21 protein-coding genes are annotated in these 23247 nt (G+C 55.2%); 12 read left to right on the top strand and 9 right to left on the bottom strand.

Annotated features, from left to right (window positions below; translation table 11 throughout):
- Positions 1-24: 24 nt before the first annotated feature.
- The gene (locus tag F0155_RS17730; protein WP_150525885.1) at positions 25-1791 is read right to left on the bottom strand and encodes a TonB-dependent receptor domain-containing protein; all 1767 of its coding nucleotides are present in this window, start codon (positions 1789-1791) and stop codon (positions 25-27) included.
- A gap of 275 nt (positions 1792-2066) precedes the next feature.
- Between F0155_RS17730 and F0155_RS17725 the strand changes: the two genes are divergently transcribed.
- The 5 genes from F0155_RS17725 (at position 2067) to F0155_RS17705 (ending at position 7101) form a co-directional block, all read left to right on the top strand.
- The gene (locus F0155_RS17725; protein WP_150525884.1) at positions 2067-3164 is read left to right on the top strand and encodes a hemin-degrading factor; all 1098 of its coding nucleotides are present in this window, start codon (positions 2067-2069) and stop codon (positions 3162-3164) included.
- Positions 3164-4078, top strand: coding sequence for a heme/hemin ABC transporter substrate-binding protein (locus F0155_RS17720; RefSeq protein ID WP_204934520.1), 915 nt, complete (start codon positions 3164-3166; stop codon positions 4076-4078). The genes F0155_RS17725 and F0155_RS17720 overlap by 1 nt, the downstream gene beginning before the upstream one ends.
- Positions 4079-4122: 44 nt before the next feature.
- A complete protein-coding gene (locus tag F0155_RS17715; protein ID WP_192913838.1) occupies positions 4123-5181 on the top strand; it encodes a FecCD family ABC transporter permease in 1059 nt (352 codons plus the stop codon).
- A 12-nt stretch (positions 5182-5193) separates the two neighbouring features.
- Positions 5194-5991: a heme ABC transporter ATP-binding protein gene (locus F0155_RS17710; protein ID WP_150525881.1), complete on the top strand. Its 798-nt coding sequence runs from the start codon at positions 5194-5196 to the stop codon at positions 5989-5991.
- 126 nt (positions 5992-6117) lie between these two features.
- Positions 6118-7101 (top strand): type I glyceraldehyde-3-phosphate dehydrogenase, encoded by a 984-nt coding sequence (locus F0155_RS17705; RefSeq protein WP_150525880.1) that lies wholly within the window; start codon positions 6118-6120, stop codon positions 7099-7101.
- A 120-nt stretch (positions 7102-7221) separates the two neighbouring features.
- Here F0155_RS17705 and puuE read toward each other — a convergent pair whose 3' ends face one another.
- The 8 genes from puuE to F0155_RS17665 form a co-directional block, all read right to left on the bottom strand.
- Positions 7222-8688 (bottom strand): allantoinase PuuE, encoded by a 1467-nt coding sequence (puuE, locus tag F0155_RS17700; protein WP_425299985.1) that lies wholly within the window; start codon positions 8686-8688, stop codon positions 7222-7224.
- A 49-nt stretch (positions 8689-8737) separates the two neighbouring features.
- Complete coding sequence (locus F0155_RS17695; RefSeq protein WP_150525878.1) at positions 8738-9673, bottom strand: LysR family transcriptional regulator; 936 nt, start codon at positions 9671-9673, stop codon at positions 8738-8740.
- Positions 9674-9863: 190 nt separating this feature from the next.
- On the bottom strand, positions 9864-11342 hold the full coding sequence (locus F0155_RS17690; protein ID WP_150525877.1) for a hybrid sensor histidine kinase/response regulator: 1479 nt from the start codon (positions 11340-11342) through the stop codon (positions 9864-9866).
- Positions 11336-11629 (bottom strand): hypothetical protein, encoded by a 294-nt coding sequence (locus tag F0155_RS17685; protein WP_150525876.1) that lies wholly within the window; start codon positions 11627-11629, stop codon positions 11336-11338. The genes F0155_RS17690 and F0155_RS17685 overlap by 7 nt, the downstream gene beginning before the upstream one ends.
- 46 nt (positions 11630-11675) lie before the next feature.
- Positions 11676-12881 carry an extracellular solute-binding protein gene (locus F0155_RS17680; protein WP_161599831.1) on the bottom strand — a complete coding sequence of 402 codons (1206 nt, stop codon included), beginning with the start codon at positions 12879-12881 and terminating at the stop codon, positions 11676-11678.
- A gap of 274 nt (positions 12882-13155) precedes the next feature.
- Positions 13156-14316 (bottom strand): N-acetylglucosamine-6-phosphate deacetylase, encoded by a 1161-nt coding sequence (gene nagA / locus F0155_RS17675; protein ID WP_150525874.1) that lies wholly within the window; start codon positions 14314-14316, stop codon positions 13156-13158.
- On the bottom strand, positions 14313-15353 hold the full coding sequence (locus tag F0155_RS17670; protein ID WP_150525873.1) for an SIS domain-containing protein: 1041 nt from the start codon (positions 15351-15353) through the stop codon (positions 14313-14315). Before F0155_RS17670 ends, nagA begins: the two co-directional genes overlap by 4 nt.
- 1 nt (position 15354) lies before the next feature.
- Entirely contained in the window at positions 15355-16122 is a 768-nt protein-coding gene (locus F0155_RS17665) for a GntR family transcriptional regulator (RefSeq protein ID WP_150525872.1), read from the bottom strand.
- Between the two features lie 209 nt (positions 16123-16331).
- On the opposite strand from F0155_RS17665, the gene F0155_RS17660 reads away from it, so the two are divergent.
- From F0155_RS17660 to F0155_RS17630, 7 genes are all read left to right on the top strand, one after another.
- A complete protein-coding gene (locus F0155_RS17660; protein ID WP_150525871.1) occupies positions 16332-17240 on the top strand; it encodes an N-acetylmuramic acid 6-phosphate etherase in 909 nt (302 codons plus the stop codon).
- 183 nt (positions 17241-17423) lie between these two features.
- Positions 17424-18329: an ROK family protein gene (locus F0155_RS17655; protein ID WP_150525870.1), complete on the top strand. Its 906-nt coding sequence runs from the start codon at positions 17424-17426 to the stop codon at positions 18327-18329.
- A complete protein-coding gene (locus F0155_RS17650) occupies positions 18329-19075 on the top strand; it encodes a copper homeostasis protein CutC (protein WP_150525869.1) in 747 nt (248 codons plus the stop codon). The genes F0155_RS17655 and F0155_RS17650 overlap by 1 nt, the downstream gene beginning before the upstream one ends.
- Positions 19072-20238 (top strand): Gfo/Idh/MocA family protein, encoded by a 1167-nt coding sequence (locus F0155_RS17645; RefSeq protein WP_150525868.1) that lies wholly within the window; start codon positions 19072-19074, stop codon positions 20236-20238. The genes F0155_RS17650 and F0155_RS17645 overlap by 4 nt, the downstream gene beginning before the upstream one ends.
- An 8-nt stretch (positions 20239-20246) precedes the next feature.
- A complete protein-coding gene (locus tag F0155_RS17640) occupies positions 20247-21143 on the top strand; it encodes a carbohydrate ABC transporter permease (RefSeq protein WP_150525867.1) in 897 nt (298 codons plus the stop codon).
- The gene (locus F0155_RS17635; protein ID WP_150525866.1) at positions 21133-21975 is read left to right on the top strand and encodes a carbohydrate ABC transporter permease; all 843 of its coding nucleotides are present in this window, start codon (positions 21133-21135) and stop codon (positions 21973-21975) included. Before F0155_RS17640 ends, F0155_RS17635 begins: the two co-directional genes overlap by 11 nt.
- A gap of 35 nt (positions 21976-22010) precedes the next feature.
- Positions 22011-23222, top strand: coding sequence for an ABC transporter substrate-binding protein (locus F0155_RS17630; protein ID WP_150525865.1), 1212 nt, complete (start codon positions 22011-22013; stop codon positions 23220-23222).
- The last annotated feature ends 25 nt before the right edge of the window (positions 23223-23247 follow it).

The following is a 23247-nucleotide window of genomic DNA, read 5'->3' as shown; positions in this document are numbered from 1 at the left end:
CCCAGGCTAATCATGCACTAACATTCAAACTGGACCGCTTAGGTGGGGCTGATCAAGACCACGGATGGCATTCAGTGCCAGGCTGCCGAAGACATAGTCGCTGTCATAGGCTGCTTCGAGTTCAAAGCCGTAGATCTCGGCCTTGTCGATGTTGACGTAATACGGAACAGCGCTCCTGTTTCGCCGATCCGGATTTGTTGAAATCATATCCTTGAGATCGTTGTAGTAGCCCGTGCCCTTGAACTGGAGGCTATCTGAACCTGTCGCCAACCCGTAAGTGGAGACTGTAAAGCCCGCCTCGAAATTGTTGGATGTTTCCTTGTCCAGATCTAGGCTCGCCGAACGACCACCGGGATAGGAGGAGCGGCCGGGACCGGATGTTGAAAACAGTTCATCCAGGGTTGGAACCCGCTCGGTATGGGCCACAGAGCCGAACACCCCGAATGTCTCGTTGAATTGATAGAGGACCGCGAGCTTGGGCGAAAACGCCACGTCCTCCTTGCTGGAGGCACCGGCGATGGAGCTATCAGGATCCAGGGAAACAAAATCGACACGGGCACCTGGAGTGATGGTCAGCTTGTCATTCCAGATAAATTCGTTTTGCAAGAAGAACCCATATTTCGTGTCGGTGCCTTCCGGATGAAAGCCGAGGCTGCCACGAACCGTTTCTGCAACGCGAGTCTGATGGCTGATCTGCGTCCCAAGAGTGAGATAGTTCCTGAAGCTGTCGCCGGTTTGTTCAAATGTGTTCTCAAGCTTTCCCGACCAGGTTCTGTAGGCGTATTCAGAATCGGACCACATGGACCCGAAGCGGGCAAACTCGGCATTCGTCTGCTCAACACTCGTATCCGAATAGGTAATATTCAGCTTCAGGTTCAGGAAAGGATTTCCCGATGCCGGGTTTTCATAGTGGAATGCGAAGGTCTGGTCGGTGATGTCCCGATCGACCTCACCAAATGCATCAACGGTTCCGGTCTGCGAATAGGCCGTGTCATCGGCATCGCTTTGCCAGCGCTGATAGGACAGTCTGATGGACTGTTCATCATTCTCGCCGAAGCGATGCGTAATCTTGGCCAGCCCGGATAGGGAAGAGAAATCCGAGCCGGGTATGCTGGTGCCTTCGCCATTCTTGTATTCACCGGCACGGCGGAAATTTCCGCTGATCAGGATGTCTGTCCGCTCATTGAAAGCATAGGCCGCAATGACCGATCCGAGAAAACCGTCAACGTTGGAATCATAAGACCCCTTGAGACGCACCGCGGCGCTCTTTCCATCCTTCAGGAAGTCACGTCCGTCCTTGGTGGTGAAATTGATCACACCACCAATTGCGCCAGCACCGTAAAGCGTGGAAGACGCCGGGCCGCGAAGCACTTCAACACGCTTGTAGAGCTCCGGTTCGCTGAAGAATGACCCAAGGCGGTATTGCTCATAGAACTTCACCGCCCCATCGACCGTCACGATAATTTTGGATTCATCAGCGGCTGCAAGTCCGCCGATACCGCGAATGTTGAACGATTGCCCTGCAATCCGATCACTGCCGATGACGGATACACCGGGAATGTCGCGCAATACATCGCCAACCGTGCTTGCCTGGCGGTCGTCGATAGCCTCCTGATCCAGCACTGTGACTGCCTGTGGCGTATCAATCGCCACTTTGGGAACACCGGCCCCAACCACAATTTCCTCAAGGATCGTGTCGACAGCCGACTGGGGTTCAGCGGTCTCGGCAAAGGCTGTTCCACAGCCTGCCAGCGCACTGATTGCGACTGTTGAAAGTAAGAGTTTTTGCATACCACGTTGGGTCCGCATGGAGGTTCTCCGTCGGTTAAAAGCTTGCGGATATTTGGGAAAACGCCGCTGGCAGTTTGGAAATTTTATCTTGAGTATATGACTCTGGTATTGATCCTGATATTTAACATGAGTATACGAGTCAAGTATTACTCGTCCTGTGGATCACCACCCGGATCAGAGCCTGTCATCCAGAGCCAGCCGCCTAGCCACCTCGCCGGATTGACCTCGCAATTCAAAAGTCTGCCGACCCTAAATTCCTTCAGGAGTTCCAAATTATGGATAGCTCAACAATCCTGTCCTCAGTGGCCCACACGCCCATTCCACTTCCCGACCTCGTCAAAAGGGCCCGGATCGAAAACCCGAAAATGCGGGAAAGGGATCTGGCCAGACAGATTGGCCTGAGCGAAGCGGAATTTGTCGCAAGTTTCTGCGGAGAGACAGTTCAACGTATCGAACCAAGGTTCGACACACTTTTCCCCGGCCTGCAGGACGTTGGAGAGGTGATGGCCCTGACGCGCAATGAAAGCGCAGTTCACGAAAAGATCGGGGTCTTTGAACGGTTCATTCATGGTCGCAAGGCAGCACTCATGTTGGGGAAAGATATCGATACCCGGATGTTCCCCAAAAACTGGATCCATGGATTTGCGGTGGAGCGAAATGTCGATGGGAACATCCAACGCTCCCTTCAGTTTTTCGATGCCTACGGAGAAGCTGTTCAGAAAATCCATACCCGCCCCGCAACTGATCGCAACCGATGGGACGAGCTTGTAGAAACGCTCCTGAGCCCTGACCAATCACCAAAGGTCTCGGTCCTCCCCTACCCAACTGATCCCTCTTCCAGACGTCCTACGGAACACCATTTGGCCAATGCCCTTCGGGAACGGTGGAATGCGCTGACCGACCCACATCAGTTTCATGGAATGCTTCAGGATTTTGATATGCACCGTCTTACGGCCTTTGAACTCGCCGGTGCTGATCTTGCCTGGAAACTTGATCCGGGGTCTCCGACGGCTCTCCTGAGAGCTGCGGCAAGCGAGGCATTGCCGATCATGTGCTTCGTCGGCAACCGGGGCTGCATTCAGATCCACTCCGGTCCGGTCGAACGCATCATGGACAAAGGGCCATGGATCAATGTTCTGGACGAACGGTTCCATCTGCATCTTCGTACCGATCACATTGCCGACGTCTGGGCAGTCCGGAAACCGGCAGACAAGGAATATGTGACTTCGGTAGAAGCCTTTGATCGAAGCGGCAACCAGATCATCCAATTCTTCGGAGTCAGGCAGGAGGGTCAGGTGGAGCGTGCAGACTGGCGCGATCTCGTGAAGCACCTGCCGGTCCTCGAGCAACCCGTGGTTCTGGGAGGTGCATGATGACCACTCATTGTTTTCAGCTCTGCACCGTGATCCGTCAAAGCATTCGTCTCTTTGTCGCCGGAAGTTTGAGCGCTGTCGCTCTTTTCCATACAGCTTCCGCCGAGCCATTGGCGGCAGATCGGATCGTCTCGATCGGCGGAGCCGTAACCGAAATCATCTATGCCCTTGGTGAAGAACACAGGCTGGTGGGCCGCGACACCACCAGTTCCTATCCTCCAGCTGCCGAGAGCCTGCCGGATGTCGGCTACATGCGCGCATTGTCGCCGGAAGGGGTTCTCTCCCTCTCCCCGAGCAGGATCATCATGGTTGAAGGCAGCGGCCCGCCCGAAGCATTGCAAGTGCTTAGGGAAGCCGACATTCCCATCTCCGATGTCCCCGAGACATATTCAGCCGAGGGTGTTCTGGAAAAGATACGCGTTGTGGGGGCTGCACTCGGCGCATCTGAAAAAGCTGAAGTCCTGGCAGACAAACTGCGAGCCGATTTCGAGCTGTTGGCCACCACAAGAAACGCAGCATCGGCCTCTCCCCGGGTTCTCTTCGTTCTGTCTGTCCGCGGAGGGCGAGTTCTGGCATCCGGTACTGGCACTGCAGCTAACGGCATTCTGGCATTGGCCGGCATGACCAACGCGATCACCGAATTCGAGGGATACAAGCAGCTCAGCGACGAAGCGATCCTGACGGCTGCGCCGGACATCATCCTGATGATGGATAGAGGCGGTGATCATGGAGGTGCGACGGCGGAGATACTGGCCCTACCAACGCTTGCTGCGACACCTGCCGGTCGGAGTGGGCATCTAGTCCAGATGAACGGATTGCTGCTTCTCGGCTTTGGTCCTCGGACCGCAGAGGCTGCATGGGAGCTCAAAAACCGGGTCGAAAAGCTCTTCGGCGGCAAGGGTGAAACTCTATGACCATCGGTGTTTCAGACAGCACTTCCCATCAATCGGACAACCAGATGGGACTGTCCTTGCCGCTCTGGTCAAGAGATGTCAGGGCAAGGTTCGCGATCCTGTTGTTGACTGCCGCATTGGCAGTAACCTGCCTTTGGTCATTGGCAACCGGGCCGATCGAGATCCCTCTTACGGCCCTTTGGGCGCCCAATAGTCAATCCGCCAGTGCAGAGGCTATGAGGAACGAGATTGTCCTTTATGACATCCGGCTTCCGCGTGTCGTTCTCGGCGCATTGGTAGGCGGAGCTCTGGCAATCTCCGGTGCAGTGTTACAAGGCTTGTTCCGAAACCCTCTGGCTGATCCCGGAATTGTCGGCGTCTCTGCAGGAGCGGGCCTTGGCGCGGCGAGTTTCATTGTCCTTGGAACCACCACCTTGGCCCCGATCACGGCCATCCTTGGCATTTACGCAGTCCCGGTCGCAGCTTTCGTAGGCGGCCTTGCAACAACTTATCTTTTGTACCGGATCGGAACCAGGGGCGGTATAACGTCCATCGCCACCCTGCTTCTTGCAGGCATTGCCCTTGGAGCCCTCACAGGCGCGGCGACCGGCCTGCTTGTCAATGTCGCAGACGACCAACAGCTGCGCGACCTCAACTTCTGGGGACTGGGATCACTGGCCGGAGCCAGCTGGGAAAAGATCCTCGCCGCAGCGCCCCTTATTGGCGGATCTATGATTGCCGTTCTCTTCCTCACTCGCGGTCTAAACGCGTTGATGATGGGCGAAGCAGCAGCTTTCCATGTTGGCATAAAGGTTCAACGACTCAAGAATATCGCCATCATTTGCGTTGCAGCTGCGACCGGAGCCTCGGTCGCCGTGAGCGGAGGCATTGGCTTTGTCGGCATCGTTGTCCCGCATCTTCTGCGCCTGACAATCGGTGCCGATTATCGCTACCTGCTACCCGCATCGGGCCTGCTGGGTGCAAGCCTTCTCATTCTCGCAGACACCGTCAGCCGCACGATCGTCGCTCCGGCCGAACTCCCCATCGGTATCATCACCGCGGTCACCGGCGCTCCCTTCTTCCTGTGGATCTTGCTGCGCAAAAAAGGGCCGATGGGTTTTTGACCCGGATATGAAATGACACACAAACTCAGCTTTAAAAGCCTCTCTGTGAGTATCGGTAACCATCGCATACTTCACAATGTTTCAGGCAATTGCCTCTCGGGAACCGTGACAGCCGTCATAGGTGCAAACGGAGCCGGAAAGAGCACCCTGCTCAAGGCCCTGACTGGCGAGATCGCTTACCTGGGCACCGTTCGTCTGGGTGAACTTAATGTAGCAGCATGCTCCCCTATCCTCCTCGCCTTGCATCGAGGGGTATTGCCGCAGCAGACATCGCTCGCCTTCCCCTTGTCTGTCGATGAAGTCGTTCGGCTCGGGCAGATTGTCCCCGCCGACGAACTGGTCCTGCAAACCCGCAGACTTGCAGCTTTGGAGAAGGTCGGCATGCAGGCTTTTGTCACACGCCAGTATCATGACTTGTCCGGCGGTGAGCAGCAGCGTGTGCAAATGGCAAGAGTTCTCGCCCAGATGGAAACAGCCTGTGACCCCTTCAACGAAAACCCGAAGTGGCTGTTTCTCGACGAACCTGTTTCCAGCCTCGATATCCGGCATCAAATCCAGATCATGAATATCGCGCGTGAATTCGCCAATCGCGGCGGCGGTGTCTTTGCGATCATGCACGACCTCAATTTGACCGCGCACTATGCAGATCAGGTTCTCGTCCTAAAAGGCGGACAGCTGATTGCTTCGGGTTCCGTTTCTGAAACAGTAGAGTCCAATGTTCTGTCTGAAGCCTATGACCATCCTGTACTGGTCAATCGAACTCCGCCGAGCGAAGTTCCCTTTGTTCTTCCGCTTGCAAGTCACGCATAGGAAGGCAAGTGACAGACCATCCAGCCTGTTCCAAAATTGTCATATGGAACAATGTTTTTCGCACGATTTTGAAATTTGGTGCTAGGGAATCTGACGATCCGCTCTTGATAGCTTCGGACCTAACCCATGCGTCTTGTCATCAATGGTTTCGGCCGCATTGGCCGGACCGTCTTGCGTCAATACCTCTCCCTTCCAGTCTCGGAACAGCCGAGGACCATCTGGGTCAACGACATCGCCCCGCTGGAAACATGCGCCTACCTGTTTCGCTATGACAGTGTTTTCGGACCCTATCGGGAAACCGTTACAACGTCTCCGGATGGTTTGGTCATTGGAGACAGAAGCATCCGGTTTACGCGAGAACCTGACCTCTCAAATCTGGACCTGTCCGATATTGATCTGGTCATGGAATGCACCGGCAAAGCCCAGACGCGCGATATCGCTGAAAGAGGATTGAAGGCGGGGGCAAGAGCCATCTTGATATCCGGCCCCTCTCCTGCTGCCGACGAAACAATCGTGATTGGAGCAAACGATGAAAAACTCGCCGACCACACGATCGTATCCAATGCGTCCTGCACGACCAATGCGCTCGCTCCGCTTCTGCGGGGACTTCATGATGAACTCGGCATAGAATCCGGGCACATGACCACGATCCATTGTTACACCGGCAGCCAGCCAATGGTGGATGCGCCGAGGGATACATTGGAGCGCAGCCGCGCGGGCGGTGTTTCCATGGTGCCGACAACCACCAGCGCAACGAAACTGGTTGGAGAAGTGTTGCCCCAGCTCAAAGGCAAGGTTACCGGCGCAGCGGTCCGGGTTCCGGCAATCAGCGTATCTGCGGTGGATCTTGTCCTCACGCTGTCGAAACCGGTGTCCAGTCAAATTAATGACGCCCTGCAATCCATCTTTGCAGGCAGCCAAATCGTGGGCTTCACCAATGATCCAGTGGTTTCGACAGACATGCGGGCACGCCCGGAATCCCTGGTGATCCAATTGCCCGAAACCCAGACCTGCGGAGACCGGCAGGTCAGGATCTTCGGTTGGTACGACAATGAATGGGGCTTTTCCGCACGCATGCTGGATATGGCAAAGCGCATGACCAGCCGCTAAAGCCTTTCCAGGCGAAGGAATACCAGTTCGCCGTCAGGAATCCCGACAAATCAAATAAGTAGAGCACGTTATGTCATTCAGTGAATGCAAGACGTGCTCCAAAAATGACTGATAGTGTCCCTAAGGCAAGACATCCTGAAGCCGGAACTGGGCAATGCGTTCCACCTGACGGCAGGCTTCTGCAAACTCGGTCTCCCGATCATTCGCAATACGCCTTTCGAAAGCCTCGAGGATGGAGGCCTTCGTATGGTCTCGCACCGCAATGATGAACGGGAACCCGTGCTTGTCCATGTAGACCTGGTTCAGGCGCGTAAAGGTTTCCCTTTCTTCATCCGTCAGCATGTTGAGCCCGGCACCGGCCTGCTCAGAGGTGCTTTCCGCTGTCAGACGCCCGGCCTGAGCCAGCTTCCCGGCAAGATCCGGGTGCGCGTTCAACACACCAAGGCGTTCCTCTGAACTGGCGGTTCGAAACATCCGACAAAGAACATTATGTACGCCCGCTGCACAGTCATGTGCCGGACCTAGTTCCAGATCGAAGGCCCTATCCGCGATCCACGGAGAGTGCTCGAAGATACTTCCGTAAGAACCAACGAAGGTCTCCCGGTCCATCTCGCAAGGACGGGGAAAGGACAGCGGCGGATGAACGGCTTTCCAGTGTTCTGCGATGTCGATGCGCCGGGCACACCAGACATCATCATGACGTTTGATGTGTTCGATGAAACGGCGCAATCCCGCAAGTTTCCCTGGCCGCCCGATCAGGCGGCAATGCAGTCCGATGGACATCATCTTCGGCGTGTCCGTCGACCCTTCCAGATACAGCTCGTCAAAGGCATTGATCAGGTAGTCGGCAAAATCATTGCCATCGGTCCAGCCCGGCGCTGTCGCAAAGCGCATGTCATTGGCTTCGAGCGTATAGGGAATGATCAGTTGATGCCGCCCGTCTATGTCAATCCAGTAGGGCAAGTCGTCATCATAGGTGTCGGAGACATAGTCAAATCCCCCCTCTTCCGCGACGAGCCTGACGGTATTTGCAGAGCAACGCCCGGTATACCAACCACGAGGCCGTTCACCGACGACTTCCGTGTGAAGTCGAATGGCCTCGGCGATCGAGGCACGCTCGTCTTCAACGGCCATGTCCTTGTGCTCGACCCACTTCAGACCGTGGCTGGCGATTTCCCAACCGGCACTCTTCATGGCCTCGACCTGAGCCGGACTACGCGCAAGCGCCGTCGCAACACCGTAGATCGTCAGAGGAATTTCGGCTCGGGTAAACAGCCGATGCAAACGCCAGAAACCGGCCCGAGCCCCATATTCATAAATGGACTCCATGTTCCAGTGGCGCTGGCCCTGCCATTGGCTCGCCCCCGGTATATCTGACAGGAATGCCTCGGAGGCGGCATCACCGTGCAGGACGCAGTTCTCGCCACCTTCCTCGTAGTTCAAAACAAACTGGACCGCGATCTTCGCACCGCCCGGCCATTTGGGATCCGGCGGGTTCGCACCATAGCCGCGCATGTTTCGTGAATATCGAGCCAATTTATCCCTCCTGCCGCGCTGCGGAAATGATCCCGCAGGTAATCCTTTCATATATATAGTTTAATTTGTCGCAGACGGTCTCTTGTCTTTTTTGAAGCTGCTACTTCGCAAGATTGTCGCCGCTTCCAAACGCACCGCTCAGCATCTTCTGTATCCTCGGCACGACAAAATCGATGAACAGCCTGACCTTGGGGTCCTGATGCTTTTTGTGGGTATAGAGGAACGCCAACTGAACCCTGACAGGCGGCTCATGTTCCAGCACCGTGACCAAAGCCCCGGACTGCAGGTGCTCGGCCACCTCAAAAGACGGCTTCAGGATAATCCCGTGCCCCTCAAGCGCCCAGGTGGTCAAGACATCTCCATGATCTGACTCAAAGGGTCCGCGAACCGCAACCTTGCGCACACCGTCTCGTGTCTGAAGCATCCATTGAAACTCCGGCGCTCCCGGATAACGAATGTTCAGGCAGTCGTGGGTTCCATCGGTCAACTCCTCACTCGAACGAGGCGTGCCCTTCCTTTTGATATAGTCCGGAGACGCACAGAGTATTCGGTCACAGTCCGCAATCTTGCGCATCTTCAGCGAAGAGTCCTCCGGAAATCCTATAAAAAAAGAGGCATCAAGCCCCTCTCCTGCAAGATCGACTTTCCTGTCAGACAACCTGAGGCGGATGTCTATCAGCGGGTTTTCCTGCTTGAATTGCGGGATGAGCGGCGCGAGGAATTTCTGACCAATGCCAATTGGCGCAGCGATGAACAAAGTGCCTCTCGGTTGCTGCGTCAGGTTACTGATTTCGGCTTCTGCTTCTTCGACAGCATCAATGATCTTTGTAGCTCCCCGATAAAACAGGTTCCCCTGTTCTGTGGGACTGAGAGCCCTTGTCGTACGCTGAAACAACCGGACGTTCAGGTGTTCTTCAAGCTGCGAGATACGCGACGATGCAACAGCTGACGAAATTCTCAGATCCCGGGCAGCGGCAGACATGTTCCCCAATTCGTAGACGCGAAGGAAGGTCCGAATGTTTTCCAGATACGCCATACCCGATTATTCCGACATTTTTGAAGCCGAACACATTATGCCGGAATACAAGATAATCGAGAAACAGGCCACCATTTTCGACATCCAATCACGTCATGATGCGCAATTTTCTTACACATGCTTAAGATGCAAAAATTGAATGGGCCGCTGATTTGGCAAATGAGCAACTTGGTAAGGATGAAAATCCAGCTCAGGCAGTACCGTTCTCGCCTCGCCCGGCAATCTGAACCTCGGCTTTCAAGGCCTCGACCATATCCGACATCGTAAAGGGCTTTGTCAGCACGCGCTGTCTCGTCTTGGCGACTTCATCCCGAATTGCTTCGCTTGGCATATTGCCGGTCATAAAGACAAATGGAGGTCGATTCCGATTGCGTCGGAACTCCTGATAAACATCCAGACCTGTTCCAACACCAAGATCAATGTCGCATAAAACGACATCCCATATACTGTCCTTCTGGGCAATTGCTTCCTCGACGTTTCGAGCAGTACCGATCTCGCATCCCCCCGCCTTCAAATGTTCTATAATGAATTCGAACTCATCAAGCCGATCTTCGACAACAAGAATACTTACGCCAGCCAGATAGACCGGTGTTTCCCGGCTGAGACCTGCAACGAGTGCTTCGGGCCCTTGAGGATGAGAAACTGGAAGCAGAAGAACGGTCTCCGTTCTCCCGGGTCGCGAAAAAATTTCCAGTCGGCCACTCGATTGCGCTGCAAAACCTTCAACCATGGCCAACCCGAGGCCAGTGCCCCGCCCAAGACGTTTCGTCGAATAGAAGGGCTCGCGGATCAATGGCAGCATTTCCTCCGGAATTCCCGGACCATTGTCGACAACCGAAATTCGAACCTGCCCCTGATCCGTCATGGAGGCCCGGACTTCAATACAGCCGTCCTCGGTTCGCGAAAGGGCATCGCGCGCGTTCGTTATGAGATTGACGACCGACGTCTCGAAAAACACCGGATCGACATAAATCGATATCTCAAGGTCATTGTACAACGTGAACCGGACTTCCTTGCCGATAACGGGAAGAACGTTTTTCTCTAGATTTTCGAAGAACTTTCTGAGGTCCACATGCACTTCATTCAAGTGCCTGCGCCTGGAGTACATCAGCAACTGATCGGTCAACGTTGCCGTCCTGATCGACGTCTCCAGTATTTTCTCGACGTAACGGCTATTGTCTTTCCCGGCCTCTCCTTTCAGGAGCGCCATTTCGGCATTTCCCGAGATGATATTGAGAACGTTGTTAAACTCATGCGCTACGCCGCCCGAAATCTGACCCAGTACCCGAAGCTTTTCGAAGTGGATTTCCTGTTCGTTTGCCCGGATGACTTCTTCATGCAAACTGCTGAGTTCGGCAAAGATGGGGGACAGGAAAAAGCGATAAACGTAAGCGATAAAAAGAACGAGAAAAACACCAACAAAAATAAGAAGATACTGGGCTCCTTCCGTGATCCGCTCCCCCGTAGCCGTTGCCTGTTTTACAAAATCCAGTGCAGGCTTCAGATAGCTGGAACTCAAAAAGCTGATCTTGATATCTGCGTCCCAATTGGAAATGCCCAGAACCATGAGTTCCAGCGGCATGGTTCCAAATTCTTCAAGCTTGGTGCGGATGTTCTCCGGAACCCTGGACTGTTGTATCAGCGCTTCGGTCGCGCCAACGTCTAGCAAAAAAAAAACGTACTGCTGTGCTTGAGTGCGTTTTCGATCCGCTGTTCATACTCCGCAGAGTCTTGCAGCCCGCGAACAACATCCTCCTGAATACGGGTGGCCATCCGTTCATTCAGTGATCCATCCCGCCGATCAATCGGCTGGAAAGCCGCAAGCTTTTCCATGCGGCGCCAGACATTGATGTTCTCGTTGGCCAACACCACGATTTCAAACATGGTCCGTTGCATCCGGAACACCTCATAGGTGAACAGGCAGCTCGCAATGACCAGCGCCGATATCAGCATCATGGCATAAGAAGCCTGCTGCCGATTGCGAGAGAAGGTCTTTAGGGAATCAAATTGCCCCGAGGACGCTGGAGAGGCGTCTTGCTGCGGCTTGAGGCTCGATCTCTTCATTATCCCACTCGCGTTTCGCTACGGTCGCCAGCGCTGAAAATCGCCCGCGCCAAACGTCTCCCCCTGTCCAGATTCTGGCCGCTGTATTCGCCCAATTCTCGGCGATCCCAGCGGAACATCTATCAAGTCGTGATATGTCTGCATCTCGTGTTACCGGCACGCCGCCCTTTCGCGCAATATACTCAGCCGCGACTTCCGGCGACAAAATCGTTTCAACCAGCATATCCTGTCCGGCAAGTGCGTCAGGATCTTCCGTCCGTGTCAGCACAAAACTGTCCATGCCCCAGATGATAAACCGGGCCTCCGGACTACGGCTACAGACGATTGCCGAACGGTCCGGATATTCCGGGACAATATAGTCGCCCAGCACCTGCGCAAAGGCCTGACCCTCAACCACCTTGCGGGACACTTCTTCCCAGGGTTTGTCGGCATCATCCGTGTTGGCGTAGCGCTTGAGCTCGGCAAGCACACCGAAAGCCTTTTCGAATTTCGGAATCAGGTGTTCCACACTGGTCTTGGGAGACATGACCTCCAAAAACTCGTCCGGATCCAGATAGGATGAAAGGATGGCGTTGAACAGGAGCCGAATTTGCCATTGCTCATTTGAGGCCGCGATCAGGTTTATGTTGTGGCTCGCCAACGTCTCTCCGTAGGAGATCAACTCTGCCCAGGTCTGTGGAATATCGAGGCCAAGATCAGCAGCGATTTTGGCGTTGAACACGATATGGTTCTGCGTGTGAATGCCGACAGGAATCCCGGCTAGGCTGTCCTCATAACGAACCAATTCCAGCACTTCCGGGTGCAAACGGTCCTTCATGGCCTGATCAATCGGGATCTTCCGGATAGCCCCGCTTTGAGCCAACCGGATCATCTCTTCCCCAACGATCCACTGCACGGCAGTTGGCGGAGCATCCAGCGACAACCGTTTGGAAAACTCTGTCTGAACGCCCTGAAAATTGTTTTCCGTCGCGTAATCGTACCAATCGACGCCACGGGCAATCAACGGGTCACGAATGGCACCCAATGCATATTGTTCACTTTGCGTGCGCCACATATGCAGCATTTCCACATAGGGCTTTTCCTGCGCATAGGCTTGAAGGGAGGTAGTTGAAACCAAAATCGCCAAAAACAATGATTTATACATATTGAACCTCGGAGAACTTCCAAACGGCGAGGTCATATAACTACAAATTTAAAGGGCAAGATATGCCGCTGCGTTATTTTTTTCGAATAGACATAATTATTTCAACAATTTCTACCAGCGTATACTAACGAAATACAACACTACTTTTGATTTATAGGGAATTTTTACCAGGGCGATATGGATGACTTAAAATAGAGGCAATTTATACAAGGAACCTGACGCAAGCGACGCGCCAGGTTTTCCGCTATGTCACCTGGCAGAATATGCCTTTAAATCAGGCGGCGCGGTTTCCACCAACCCAGACAGCGTTGATCGAAAGGTCTTTGCCGAGAGCTACAAAGTCCGCTCGGCAATCGCTATCAAAAGTCCCGAACTCTGTTGCCCTGCCAATGACTTCAGCCGGATACCGGGTTGCCATCCTGAGGGCCTCGGCCAGTTCGACCCCAACATTGTCCACGAGAACTTTGAGCGAACCTGCGAAGTCAATATCCGCCCCGGCCAATGTTCCGTCTTCAAGCGTCAAACGACCATTCATTCTCAGGATGGTCCGTCCTCCAAGTTCAAACGACGACAACTCGGACCCGGCAACACACATTGCATCCGTGACAAGGTAGATTCGCGCAGGTCCCTTCTTCGCCCTCAGGGCAAGTTCAATGGCCGCCGGGTCGACATGGATGCCGTCTGCAATCAGGCCGACATGCAGAGAGCCGCAGTTCAGTGCCGCTCCGACCATACCGGGATCGCGGTGCTGCAGCGGGCTCATGGCATTGAAAAGGTGAGTTACGCTTTTTGCACCGGAGGCTGCAGCCTCCAGCGCCAACTGGTAAGACGCACCGCTATGTCCAAGACTGACGACTACGCCGCTCTCGGAAAGTCGGGATATATCGGAAGGGCCAACTGTTTCCGGTGCAACAGTGACGAAGAGGCTGGGAAGGATCGTTGCCGCATTTTCATACAGATCAAAATCGATCGCATCCATTTGCCTGATCAACAGAGCGTCATGAGCCCCTTTGCGTGCTGCACTGAGATGCGGCCCCTCAAGATGGAGCCCCTGAAACCCGGCAACTCCGTCTTCCCAAGCCTTTTTGCCCAACTCGATCACACGAGCCGTGTTTTCCGGCTGGTCCGTAATCAAGGTAGGCAAAAGGGATGTTGTGCCCAAGCTGATATGCGCCATGCAAATGGCTGCAATGTCATCGACACTTTTCGCGTCACCAAGCATGATGCCGCCACCGCCATTGACCTGCAGATCGACAAATCCCGGAGAAAGCAGGACATCTCCAAGATCTTCGACGGCAATGTCGGATGACAGCTCGGAGGCCGCCACCACCTTTTCCACTTTCCCTTCGCTGAAGAGAACGGCGTGGTCTTCGCGTATGATGTAGCCATCAAAGATGCGATCGGCCCGAAGGGCGCGGCGGCCTGACATAGTCATACGGTCTGCGTCACTTTCTTCAGGAAGCGCGGTGTATCCGGGTTGAGCCCACGATGGGCCGCAAACTGCTCGATGAAGCTGTAGAACGAAACAATCTGGATCAGCGCATCGGTCAAGGGATGCTCATCTTCGACATGAGGGAGTACCTTTGCCGAGTTCACCCTTGAAGACGTCGCAAAAACAAGCGCACCGTTTCCGGAGATGGAATCTGCGGTTTGGGCCAAGCCCTCTTCTGCTTCGTCACGCGCAGCAAGCGCAAGAACCGGATAGTTCTCTCCGACGATGGAAACCGGACCATGCAGCACTTCGGCTGAGGAGTATGCCTCGCCGTGGATCTGGCAGGTTTCCTTGAATTTGAGGGCTGCTTCATGCGCGATCGCCAGACCAGGCCCGCGCCCGATCACATAGAGAGAGCCATGCGCATCGATCGCTGCATTCATCGCAGTCCAGTCCATATGGATGGCTTCTTCAAAGCGCGCCGGCAAACGATCAAGAGCGGCTTTCAGAGCGGCATCATCCGCGATATCTGCAAGAATCATCAAGGCAGCGACAGCGGAAGACACATAGGTCTTGGTAGCGGCAACGCTCAGTTCAGGACCCGCGGCGATATCGATTGCGTTTGTGCAAATGTTGGCGAGCGGAGAGTCCGAGTTGTTCGTCAGACCAATCGTCGGCACACCCTGATCCGTTGCATCCTGAACCAACGAGAGAAGGTCAGGGCTTGCGCCGGATTGGGAAATTGCCAGAACACATGCGCCATTCAGTGCCACACGCTTTTTGTAAACCGAGGTAACCGAAGGGCCGATCGAGGCAACCGGCTTGCCGAGATAAATCTCCGACGCGTATTTGAAGAATGTCGCGGCGTGATCGGAGGAGCCGCGCGCGACGGTGGCGAAATAGCGGGCACCACGCGCGGTCTCGGCTGCCTTTGCAACGGCATCCCGTCCATTGTCAAACAACCGCCGCGTCGCGACCGGAATTTCCTCGATTTCGCGTCGCATGTGGGTTTCGTTACTTTTGAGAGCTGCGCTCTGCATATCAATCTGCCTCATCGGAAATCTGGAGTTCGGCGATGAAATCATAGGCATCGCCACGATAGACGGATCGGGTGAATTCCACGACACGTCCTGATGCTAGATAGGAAACGCGTTCAATCTTCAGTCCGGCAGACCCAACGGCCACGCCGAGCAATCCGGCGTCTACGAGCTCAAGATTGAATGCGGAAATACGCTGAATTGCGCGAACGGGCCGCAAATCGGCCCTTTTCAATTCATCGTAGAGGGAAACGGCCACTCTGGCCGGATCCGGAACAGAACGTTCTGAAAGCGATGCCCGTTCAATGGCCATCGGTGTACCATTGGCCTTGCGCAAACGATCGAGACGCGCGACCCGCTCCCCTACCGAAAGACCAAGTGTAAACGTCTCTTCTGGAGAAGGCGGAAACAGTCCGCGGGTCAGCCACTCGCTGTCTGCAACAAGCCCGCGACGGGCCATGTCTTCGGTGAAGGAGGTCAGGCTGGAAAGCTTCTGCTCGACTTTCTGGACCTTGGGCGCAACAAAGGACCCACTGCCGCGCTTCTGGACAATGATCTGGTCTTCCACCAACCCGGATACAGCTTTTCTGACCGTGACCCGAGACAGATCAGTCATAGCCGCTATTTCACGCTCGGACGGCAGCGACTGGTTTTCCTTTAGAACACCGTTGTCGATTGCCTCCTGGATCCGTTCGCGCAGCTGCAAATAGCGCGGTCCACTGCCATTTGCGAGCCAGGACTTGTCCTGAAGCATTGTCACAAAATCGGTCATGCAGGGCATGCTTCCTGATTTTCAAAGCCAATAACAATACCTTTATAATACCAATATCGAAAAAATGCGAGTGCGATTTTTTGAAAAAGAATTCACAGCCCCGACTCGTCACCACCCCTGATTGGTGCAGGCGAATAAAAAATCAATGACTTGCATGCCCATCCAGTTTCGGCATTATGACGCCTCACGCCCATATGGACGAACCGTACATGCAGTTGCCGCGCACAGAGTTGAGAGATCCTGACGCCATCGGGCTGGCCAGGAGAAGCGATGCCGATATTCTCGAACTGCTCCTGCAAAAACAGGTGGCTGCCCTGTCAGCGGTAAACAGCGCCCTCCCCGCCTTGACAGATGGCGCAGCACGCATTCAGGCCGCAATAACCAGCAACAAGATGATCGGCTATGCCGGTGCAGGAAGTGCAGGTCTCGCTGCGCTTTGTGATTACCTGGAACTGCCGGGGACATTCGGCTATCCGCCGGAGCGGTTGCGAATGCTCTTTGCTGGCGGGACAGACAACCTGAAGTCCATGCGTGGCCGAGTTGAAGATTCGACGGAGGAAGGCTCCCGGGATTTTTACGACTCCGGCCTTGGCACAGATGACTGCATCATCTTGATTTCTGCAAGCGGAACAACGCCCTACACACTCGGTGTTTTACGTGCGGCCAAGGAATCCGGTACGACCACCATCGGTATCGCGAACAATCCGGACACCCCCCTCCTGCAACAGGCCGACATTCCGATCCTTCTGCCAACGCAACCGGAAATCATCGCCGGCTCAACCCGGCTTGGCGCTGCAACTGCCCAAAAAGTCGCGCTGAACATGATGTCCAGCCTTGTTGCCCTTCGCTTGGGTCACGCAGTTCGTGGCCACATGGTGAACCTTGTGGCCGACAATGAAAAGCTACAAAAGCGCGCGCTACGCATCATCATGGACATATCGGATTGCTCAGAGGCCGACGCGCTCGACGCCCTCAGGAATGCGTCCGGCGATGTGAAAATCGCGATCCTTATAGCCCGCGACAAGGTCGAGCCAGAAGTTGCCCGCCAAAGGATTGCGGCCTGTGACGGCAATTTGCGTCCGTTACTGGACCACACCATAAATCCACAGGGACGCTAGCGTATCTTCTGCGCCCCGCAGCTTTATCAGTGTTGGGTTTTTTCGCTACAAAACATGGCAATAGCAACAATTGACGGAAAGCCTGACAACGGCAAAATTGATACCAATCGTAATTTTTTGTTTACTCGCAGCTAAATTGGTCTAATATTGGTATTAGAAGAAAAATGAAGCACCGGGATGGACATGACGACTTGTTTCGACATTGGAGGCTCGTATCTACGGTTCGGCATTCGTCAACCTGACGGAACCGTTCCCGAGATCGGCCGTGTCCCGACTCCAAAGGACAGTTGGGATGACTTTGTATCCGCTGTCCGCTCCGCCTCTCCCGGCAGTGGCCCCATCTCTATCTCTCTTGCCGGAGCCTTTGATTCCATTACCGGAATTGCGGACGTTGCCAATATTCCCTGCTTGCACGGCCGCAGGGTAGAGGCTGACCTTTCTCGAGACATCGGGCGCACTGTGCGCGTCACCAATGATGCCGACTGTTTCGCACTTGCCGAGGCCCGCCTTGGAACAGGTATCGGCAAGCCGGTGGTCTTCGCCATCATTCTTGGAACCGGTGTCGGTGGTGGTCTTGTCATAAACGATCACCTCGTGCCTGGCTTTGGCGGCATATCAGGTGAATGGGGGCACGGCCCACTCGTCGATCCGACCGCAGGTGGAGCCGTTGAAGGCATCTCGCCGATCAAATGCGGTTGCGGTCGCATTGGTTGCGTCGACGCCTATTGTTCTGCGCGCGGCATGGAAAAGATCCATGGCATGTTGCATGGCGAACAGCTGACCAGCATCGAGATCACGACCCGCTGGCGCGAAGCAGACAACAAGGCCACAAAGACAATCGATACCTATACGACCTTGTTGGCTCGCCCGCTTTCGGCAGTAGTCAATACCATTGGTCCGCATGTCATCCCTGTCAGTGGTGGTTTGTCTTCTGATCTCGAGCTGCTGGCAGAACTGGACAAAAAGACCCGCAAGTGGGCGTTGGCCAACTATGACGAACCACTGATCATCCGTGGCCAGCACGCCGCAAATGGCGGTCTGGTTGGTGCGGGGCTGATTGCAGTCGATGCAGAGCTGGAGGTCGCCTGATGGGAGACGTTCTGCTCGAAGTTTGTGTCGACACTCCTGCCGGGGCACGGATTGCAGCGGAAAGCGGCGCTGACCGACTGGAGCTCTGCGCGTCCTTAAATGACGGCGGATTGACGCCGACTGGCGGTCTGCAGAGGTTCGCGCAGGACCTCGGAATTCCCGTCTACGTCATGCTGCGTCCCCGCCAGGGCGATTTCGCATATACTGAAGACGAAAAGACCGTGATCCTTCGCGATGCGCGTGAAGCCGGTCAAAACGGTGCTCAAGGCATTGTTGTTGGAGCGATCACCGCTGACTTGTCACTCGACACGGACTTCCTTGCCAGGGTTCTTGATGAAGCTGGCTTGCCAGCAACCCTCCATCGCGCATTCGACACTGTTCAGGAACCGGAAGCCGCCCTGGAAGATGCCGTAAAGCTGGGCTTCGAACGCATTCTGACATCGGGCCATGCACCGCGCGCAGAAGACGGAACGGATCTGATTGCCCGCTTGGTCGAGCTTGCGTCCGGTCGGATTTCGATCATGCCGGGAAGCGGCGTTACATCCGAGAATGTCCAGTCGATCCTCCAAAAGACTGGGGCACGGGAAGTGCACTCGTCCTGCTCCTCCATTCTCGACTGTACCAGTCAATCTCCTCTCGCCCACACACTCGGGTTTGTGCCGACATCCGGCATCAAGGAAACAAGCGCAGATGCCGTCGCCGCCATGAAGGCAGTGCTCCGCTCAGAACATAGGGTCGTCGCATGAAGGTAGGTTTCGTCGGTCTAGGCGCTCGGATCGCTAATGTCGGCAGCCATTTCAAGGCTTTCCGGCCTGACATGGAGTTTGTGTCCTATGTGGACCCGACGCCTGCGGGCCTCCCGCATGTCCGCAAATATGCAGACCGTGAACTGAAAGGGTATGAAACCCTTGAAGGCATGCTCAAGTCGGAAAAACTCGATCTTCTGATGATCGGGTCTCCAAACCACATGCACATTGAGCACCTGAAAACCGGTCTGCAGTCCGACGTTCAGCATATCTTCGCCGAGAAGCCGATCGTTATCAGTGAGGCAGAAACTTTCGAACTGCTGGAACTGCTCAAGCATCATGGCGGAGCAAAGCGCGTTCTTGTCGGGCTCGTCCTGCGCTATTCTCCGCTCTATGTCGCGCTGCGCAATAGCCTTGACAGCGGTCAGATCGGCAAGGTCGTTTCCATCGAAGCTGCGGAACATATCGGCCCGTATCACGGTTCGTTCTTCATGCGCGACTGGCGGCGTTACAGCAAATACTCCGGTGGCTTCATGCTGGAAAAATGCTTCCACGATCTGGATCTCTATCAAGGCGTGGTCGGACAACGTCCGCGGTTCGTTTCAAGCTTTGGCGGTCGCAAGAGCTTTGTTCCGGAAAACCGTCCGGAAAACGCGGCGCCCTTCCCCGCTCCCGACACCGGAGATCGTGTCGATCCATTTACGCCGCGCTGGGGCGGTGCAAATGCCGATTTTGAATCGGATGGCGACATCATCGACTATCAGACAGCCTTGGTAGAATACGAAGATGGCACTAATCTCTGTTTCCATACAAACATGTTCGTGCCGGACGAGTTCCGCCGCTTTGCGGTCATGGGAACACGTGGAATGGCCGAAGGTGATTTTATTCGCAACTACTACAAGGTTCATGACGCCTTCACGTCGCGTTGCCTGGTGGACATGCCACAGGTTGGCCAGGGCAGCACCGGCCACTACGGCGCGGACGAAGGCATGGCTCGCGACCTTGCACTCTATTTCGAAAAAGGCGGCGACCTGCCGGTAAGCGTTCTTGATGCGCTTGAGGCCGGATTGACCGCCATAAAGTTGGACGAAGCCCGCAATTCCCGCTCGGTCATCGACATGTCAGAGACCTGGCAGAAATTTGACAGCTACGGGCTGGCTTAGGAGGAAAAATGGCTGTCGCAAAGACACAACGGGACTACTTCCCATATCTCCTGCTGGTGCCTGCATCAGCGGTGATGTTGGCGATCGTGGCCTACCCGCTTTATGAGACCTTCCGCCTGTCATTCACGAATACGAGCATGAGCCCGAATTTCGAGTATGTCGGCTTCGAGAACTACGAAAAGATCATGTCCAAGCGCTTTCCGGAGGTGATTGCGCGCACGTTCTACTGGATGAGCCTTTCCGTGGCCCTCAAGATGCTGATTGGGACGCTCGGCGCCGTTCTCCTGAACGCTGCGGTTCCCGGACGTGCTCTCTTCCGCGTGCTGGTCATGCCCCCCTGGGTCATTCCGATCGCCATCGGCGTTTTTATCTGGGGCTGGATGTATAACGGCCAGTTCGGGATGATCTCGGGCATGGCGCAGCGCATTGGCATCCTGGATGCGCCATTTGAATTCCTCGCCTACAAGAACTCTGCCTTCTTCGCGACAATCGTGACGGACGTGTGGATTGGCGTACCCATGGTGACGCTCTATCTGCTGGCGGCCATGCAATCCATTCCCAAGGACCTTTATGAGGCTGCATGGGTGGACGGAGCTTCGCGGATGTACCGCTTCCGCCGGATCACGTTGCCGCTGATCATCCCGTCGATTGCGACGATGGCACTTCTTTCGGCTATCGCAACCTTCAACTCCTTCGATATCATCTGGATCCTGACGGAAGGCGGACCGCGTAACGCGACCACCACGATGATCATCGACACCTACAAGACCGCAATCAGCCGCTTCAAGTATGGCGAGGGTGCAGCACGTACCGTGATGATCTGTCTGTTCCTCGGCACCTTCACGCTCGTCTACTTCATGCTTCTGAACCGTCTGGCGAAACGGAGCCCGCACAATGCTAAATAAGTATCGCTGGTACGAATACGTTCTGATCTACGCCGGGCTGGCTGTCTTCCTGACCTTCGTGCTTGCCCCGTTTGTTGAAGCCTTTGTGGTGTCCCTGCGTCCGTTGTCGAGCCTGTTCTCGGTGCCGTACCAGTTCATCACGGACAAGATGAGCTTCGACGCCTATTTCACGATGTGGGAAAACGTTCCGCTTCTGTGGATGTACATGTTCAACTCGTTCTTCATCGCGACGGTTGTCACGGTGCTGGGTCTGATGTGCATCATCCCTGCAGCCTACGCCTTCTCCCGCTTCGAGTTTCCGGCCCGCAACACCCTGCTCGGCCTGTTCATCGCGGTGAACATGTTCTCAGGCGCGGTGCTCATCATCCCGCTGTTCCGCCTGATGCAACAGTATGGACTGCTGAACACCTACTTCGCCATGATTGCACCGGGCACCGCTTTCGTGATCCCGACCGGCATCTGGCTGCTGCGCTCCTACCTGATCCGTATCCCGAAGGAGCTTGAGGAAGCAGCATGGGTGGACGGCGCAGGTCGCATCTACACTCTCGTCCGGGTCATCATCCCGGTCGCCCTTCCCGGAATTGTTGTTGTGTCCATCACGGCCTTCATCACGGCCTATGCACAGCAATTCATCTACGCCCTCACCTTCAACTCGGTGAATGAGCTCAATCCGCTTCCCGTCGGCCTGTTCCAGTTCTTTGGTCGTCAGGACGTGGTTTGGAACGAACTCATGGCCGCGAGCCTCGTCGGTATCCTGCCGGTGCTGTTCGTCTATGTGTTCCTTCAAAAATACATCGTTGCAGGCCTCACGGCCGGTGCGGTGAAAGAATAAAAATAACAGTACTTTACCAAGAAAGGGAAACAGCAATGAAACTGAAGTCTTTGCTCCTTGGCGGTGTGTTTGCACTCGCCATTGCCGGAAGCGCCTCTGCTGAGGACAAGCGCCTTCACATGATCGTCTGCGGTGACAACACCGGCGCGGGTATCCCGCTTCAGACGGAAGTCATCAACCAGTGGGAAGCTGCCAACGCAGGTTACAAGGTTGATGTAGAATTCGTGCCGTGGGGCCAGTGCCAGGAGAAGTCCACCACGCTTGCTTCTGCAGGCAACCCGCCGGCAATCGCCTACATGGGTTCGCGTACCCTGAAGCAGCTTGCTAAGAATGACCTGATCATCCCGGTCGATATGACCGAAGAAGAAAAGGCCACCTACGCTCCGCCGATCCTCGGCACCATCACGGCAGACGGCAAGCAGTGGGGCCTCCCGCGCGCCTTCTCCACCAAAGCACTGTACTGGAACAAGGACCTCTTCGCGAAGGCTGGCCTTGATCCGGAAAACCCGCCGAAGACCTGGGACGAAATGTACGAAGCCGCCAAGGCTATCAAGGAAAAGACCGACGCTGACGGTGTAGGCCTTGCTGCTGCGTCCTTCGACAACACCATGCACCAGTTCCTGAACTACCTGTACTCGAACGGTGGTGAAGTCATCAACGCGGACGGCGAAATCACCTTCAACTCTCCGAACACTGTTGAAGCAGTTGCCTTCTACGGCAAGCTGGCCACCGTTTCCCAGCCGGGTCCGGTTGCTTATGACCGTGCAAAGCTGCGTCCGCTCTTCACTGAAGGCCGCATCGGCATGTTCATCTCCGGTCCTTGGGAGCGCGCACAGGTTGGTGACGTGAACTGGGGTGTGACCCGCGTTCCGGCTGGCCCGAACGGCAAGCATGGCACCCTGCTGATCACCGACTCCCTCGCAGTCTTCAAGGGATCCGGCGTTGAAGAGCAGGCCCTGTCTCTCGGCAAGCTGCTGACCAACCCGGAAAACCAGGTTGCCTTCGAACTGGGTGAAGGCTTCACCCCGCTGCGCGACATGCCGCAGGTACGTGAGCTGGCTGCAAAGGATCCGACCTGGGCACCGTTCCTTGAGGCGATCCCGGACGGTGGTCCGGAGCCGTTCGTAACCGATTATGTCGGCATGCAGGACGCGATCAACGAAGCCCTCCAGGCTGTTGTTCTTGGCGAGATGGAAGCTGCTGAAGCAGTTGAAATCGCAGCCGAAGCGCTCGAAGCAGTCAAGTAATCGCCTGACGATGCATACCGGGTCC

Source organism: Roseibium sediminis, assembly GCF_008711325.1.
Classification (GTDB): domain Bacteria; phylum Pseudomonadota; class Alphaproteobacteria; order Rhizobiales; family Stappiaceae; genus Roseibium; species Roseibium sediminis.
The sequence above is the reverse complement of the archived record's forward strand: the minus strand, read 5'-3'. Positions and strand labels throughout refer to the sequence as shown.